Raw genomic sequence first — 4,015 nt, 5'->3', positions numbered from 1 at the left:
GGCAAGACCACCACCGCTCCCACCGCCGCCGCCGACCTCTCCGACGCGGAGCAACGGCTCGGATGGGCGAACTGGACGCTGTACCTGGACTACGACGACCAGTCCAAGACGTACCCGACACTGGAGAAATTCATCAAGCAGTCCAGGATCGATGTGCAGTACTCCGAGGACATCGACTCCAATGACTCGTATTACGGGAAAATCCAGGGACAACTGGCGGCCGGGCAGGACATCGGACAGGACCTGATCACCCTCACCGACTGGATGAGCGAACGGCTGATCCGCATGGGGTACGCCCAGGCGCTGGACCACGCCAACATCCCCAACCTGGCCAACCTGCTGCCGGATTTGAAGGACGTGCGCTTTGACCCGGGACGGAAATTCTCACTGACCTGGCAATCCGGCTACACGGGCCTGGCCTGGAACAAGAAGGCCTTCCCCAAGGGGCTACGCAACGTCGAGGACTTGTGGGATCCGGCGCTCAAGGGACGGGTGACGGTGCTGGACGAAATGCGCGACACCATGCCCATGCTGCTGCTGGACCAGGGCGTGGACATCGCCGGCAACTGGGGTCAGGACGAATACTCCTCGGCCCTGGAAGTGCTCGAACGCAACATCGCCAACGGACAGATCCGGCAGGTCAAGGGCAACTCGTACAAACAGGACTTCGTCTCCGGGGACGCCCTGGCCGGGATCGTGTATTCCGGGGACATCACCCAGCTGAACTTCGAGGAGGGGGACCAGTGGGAGTTCATCATGCCCGAGCGGCGGGGCTGATCTGGTCCGACAACTTCATGGTGCCCATCGGGGCCCGGCACAAGGCCAACGCCGAGAAGCTCATGGACTTCTACTACGACCCGGTCGTCGCCGCGGAGGTGGCCGCATACGTGAACTACCTCTGTCCGGTGGTCGGCGCCCAGCAGGAAATGGCCAAGATCGACCCGGAGCTGGTCGAGGACCCGCTGATCTTCCCGGATCAGGAGTTCCTGGCCAAGGCCACCACCGAACGTGAACTGTCGGTTGAGGAAGAAACCGACCTGCAGAACCAATTCCAAGCAGTCATTGGGGTATAGGACGAAATGAACACTCAAATTCGCAGCCGGGAATCGGCCAAGACCCGCACCAACACCAGCGAAGGCGCGGATCTGCACCTGCGCAGCATCTCCAAGCGCTTCGCGGAATTCATTGCCGTGGACCAGCTGGACCTGACGGTGCCCTCGGGCACCTTCTTCGCCCTGCTCGGCCCCTCGGGCTGCGGCAAGTCCACCACCCTGCGGATGATCGCCGGACTGGAGGCCCCCAGCGTGGGCAGCATCTCCATCGGCGGCCAGGACGTCACCCAGCTGCCCAGCCACCAGCGGCCGGTGAACACGGTGTTCCAGTCCTACGCGCTGTTCCCGCACATGAGCGTGCTGGAGAACGTGGCGTTCGGGCTCAAGCGCAAGAAGGACCGCGAAGCGATGCCCAAGGCGAAAGCCGCCCTGGAGCTGGTGGAGCTCGGGCACCTGGCCACCCGAAACCCGCCCAGCTCTCCGGCGGCCAGCAGCAGCGCGTGGCCCTGGCCCGTGCCCTGGTCAACCGTCCCCAGGTGCTGCTGCTGGACGAGCCGCTCGGCGCCCTGGACATGAAGCTGCGCCGCCAGATGCAGCTGGAGTTGAAGAACATCCAAACCGAGGTGGGACTCACGTTCATCCACGTGACCCACGACCAGGAGGAGGCCATGACCATGGCCGACGTGGTCGCGGTCATGAACGAGGGACGCATTGAGCAGATGGGCCCGCCCCGCGAACTCTACGACCTGCCGCGCACCGCCTTCGTCGCCAACTTCCTGGGCAAGTCCAACCTGATGCGCGGCGAGGTCACCGGCGGCGAGGCCGGCATGCTGCGCGTGGATGTCGCAGGCAACCAGGTCCTGCTGCCGGCCGAACGCGCCGTCTCCGCCCAGGGACAGATCATGGTTGGGGTGCGCCCGGAAAAATGCACATCGCCGCCACCCCGGATGCGGTGGAATCGGGGGCGAACCTGCTCAGCGGCACCATCAAGGACGCCTCGTTCACCGGCACCACCACCGAGTACCTGGTGCAGGTGGAGGGGATCGGCCTGCTGGGCACGTTCTCGCAGAACCGCGGGCAGCAGCCCGGGGACGTGGGGGAACGCGTCTACCTCTCCTGGGACCCGGTGCACACCTTCGGACTGGAGGGCAGCGAAAATGCGGCCGCGGGGGTGGAGGAGTCATGAGCACCCCGGTAATGACCAAGCGCGGAAAGATCGCGGACCTGCGCAGCAGGGAGGAGATCAAGGCCGAACGCAAGAAGGGGCGCACCGGCCTGTACCTGGTGCTGCCCGGCATCATCGGGCTGCTGCTGTTCTTCGCGCTGCCGGTGCTGGTGCTGCTGTCCATGTCGCTGTACACCCGCCCACCGGGCGCGGAAATTGGGGAATTCGTCCCCTCCTTCCAGATCAGCAACTACGCCACGGTGCTGTCGGCGTACTGGCCCGAGCTGCTGCGCTCCTTCTGGTTCGCACTGATCGCCACGGTGCTGGCACTGCTGATCGGCTACCCGATGGCGTACCTGGTGGCGGTGCGCCTGCGCAACCACGGGCTGCTCAAGGGCATCCTGCTGGTGCTGCTGATCGCCCCCTTCTTCTCCAGCTTCATCCTGCGCACCCAGGCCTGGAAACAGATCCTGGCCGATGAGGGATTCGTCGCCCAGAGCCTGAAGGCGCTGGCGCTGCTGCCGCCCGACGGGCACCTGACCGCGACACCCTTCGCCGTCGTGGCGGGGCTGACCTACAACTTCCTGCCGTTCATGGTGCTGCCGATCTATGCCAACCTGGATCGCCTGGACACCCGGCTGCTGGAGGCCTCCGGGGACCTGTACGCCAGCCCGGCGACCACCTTCCGCAAGGTCACCCTGCCGTTGTCGGCGCCCGGGGTGTTCGCCGGAACCTGCTGACGTTCATCCCGGCGGCCGGCGACTACATCAACGCCGCACTGCTGGGCAACAACCGCAACACCACGATGATCGGCCAGGTCATCGACTCCCGGTTCTTCCGGGTCATTGACTATCCGGGGGCGGCGGCACTCAGCTTCGTGCTGATGCTCTCCATCCTGATCCTGGTCATTATCTATATCCGACGTTTTGGCACCAAGGAATTGATGTAGGAGCACATGATGCGACACAAGATTGGACGTTGGATCATCCCGGCCATCGGCGGGCTGGCCTTTATCTACCTGCTGGTGCCGATCGCGTACATATTTATCTACTCCTTCAATGACGCCGGCCGCACCAACCTGGAGTGGCGCGGCTTCACCTGGGGGAACTGGCTGAACCCATGCGGCGCCCCGGCCGTATGCCAGGCACTGGGCAATTCGCTGCAGATCGGGGTGGTCGCCACCGTGATTGCCACCGCGCTGGGAACCTGCGTCGCCCTGGCTGGTGCGCTACAAGTTCAGGTTCCGCAACGTCAGTGACCTGCTGATCATCCTTCCCCTGGCCACGCCGGAAGTGGTGCTCGGTGCGGCGCTGCTGGCGCAGTTCTTGAACCTGGGATGGGAACTGGGATTCACCACGATCGTGATTTCCCACGTGGTGTTCTGCATGGCCTTTGTGATTGTCACGGTGCGGGCCCGGGTCTCGGCTCTGGACCCCACACTGGAGGAGGCTGCAGCGGACCTGTACGCCAACCCGCGCACCACATTCTGGAAGGTCACCTTCCCGCTGCTGCTGCCCGGCATCATCGCCGCCGCCCTGCTGAGCTTCGCGATGAGCTTTGATGACTTCATCATCACGAACTTCAACTCGGGCAACTATGAGACCTTCCCGAAGTTCATCTACGTGGCCGCCACGCGCGGCATCCCGGCCCAGGCCAATGTCATCGGCTCGGCCATGTTCATCCTGGCCTTGCTGGTCGTGGTCATCGGGCAGGTGCTCAGCTACCGCAAACGCCGCGCCCTGGAAAAAGCGCAGTAAGCCGCCAAGTGAGGCCACCGGCCGCAGGACAGCACCCGTGC

The 4,015-nt window shown here is 64.4% G+C and carries 5 protein-coding genes and 2 pseudogenes; all 7 read left to right on the top strand.

Features of this window, described 5'->3' with window-relative positions; translation table 11 throughout:
- The coding region (locus JCM19049_RS09205) for an extracellular solute-binding protein (RefSeq protein WP_279402835.1) at positions 1-777 on the top strand (777 nt) is incomplete at its 5' end.
- Positions 778-794: 17 nt separating this feature from the next.
- Positions 795-1,073 (top strand): hypothetical protein, encoded by a 279-nt coding sequence (locus JCM19049_RS09200; protein ID WP_279402834.1) that lies wholly within the window; start codon positions 795-797, stop codon positions 1,071-1,073.
- Between the two features lie 6 nt (positions 1,074-1,079).
- Positions 1,080-1,552 (top strand): annotated as a pseudogene (locus JCM19049_RS22550) (ABC transporter ATP-binding protein); the annotation flags it as partial.
- Between the two features lie 425 nt (positions 1,553-1,977).
- Entirely contained in the window at positions 1,978-2,238 is a 261-nt protein-coding gene (locus JCM19049_RS22545; RefSeq protein ID WP_306420765.1) for a TOBE domain-containing protein, read from the top strand.
- An 11-nt stretch (positions 2,239-2,249) separates the two neighbouring features.
- Positions 2,250-3,166 (top strand): annotated as a pseudogene (locus JCM19049_RS09190) (ABC transporter permease).
- Positions 3,167-3,172: 6 nt separating this feature from the next.
- The gene (locus tag JCM19049_RS23380; protein WP_374700276.1) at positions 3,173-3,475 is read left to right on the top strand and encodes an ABC transporter permease; all 303 of its coding nucleotides are present in this window, start codon (positions 3,173-3,175) and stop codon (positions 3,473-3,475) included.
- The gene (locus JCM19049_RS09185; RefSeq protein ID WP_374700275.1) at positions 3,441-3,974 is read left to right on the top strand and encodes an ABC transporter permease; all 534 of its coding nucleotides are present in this window, start codon (positions 3,441-3,443) and stop codon (positions 3,972-3,974) included. The genes JCM19049_RS23380 and JCM19049_RS09185 overlap by 35 nt, the downstream gene beginning before the upstream one ends.
- Positions 3,975-4,015 lie beyond the last annotated feature (41 nt).

This window comes from Arthrobacter sp. JCM 19049 (genome assembly GCF_001310435.1).
This window is presented reverse-complemented; position numbering and strand designations above follow the sequence as displayed.

Bases quoted from the DNA above. Each gene is read 5' to 3' on its own strand.
- JCM19049_RS22545 (WP_306420765.1), top strand. From the start codon at position 1,978: ATGCACATCGCCGCCACCCCGGATGCGGTGGAATCGGGGGCGAACCTG.
- JCM19049_RS23380 (WP_374700276.1), top strand. From the start codon at position 3,173: ATGATGCGACACAAGATTGGACGTTGGATCATCCCGGCCATCGGCGGG.
- JCM19049_RS09200 (WP_279402834.1), top strand. From the start codon at position 795: ATGGTGCCCATCGGGGCCCGGCACAAGGCCAACGCCGAGAAGCTCATG.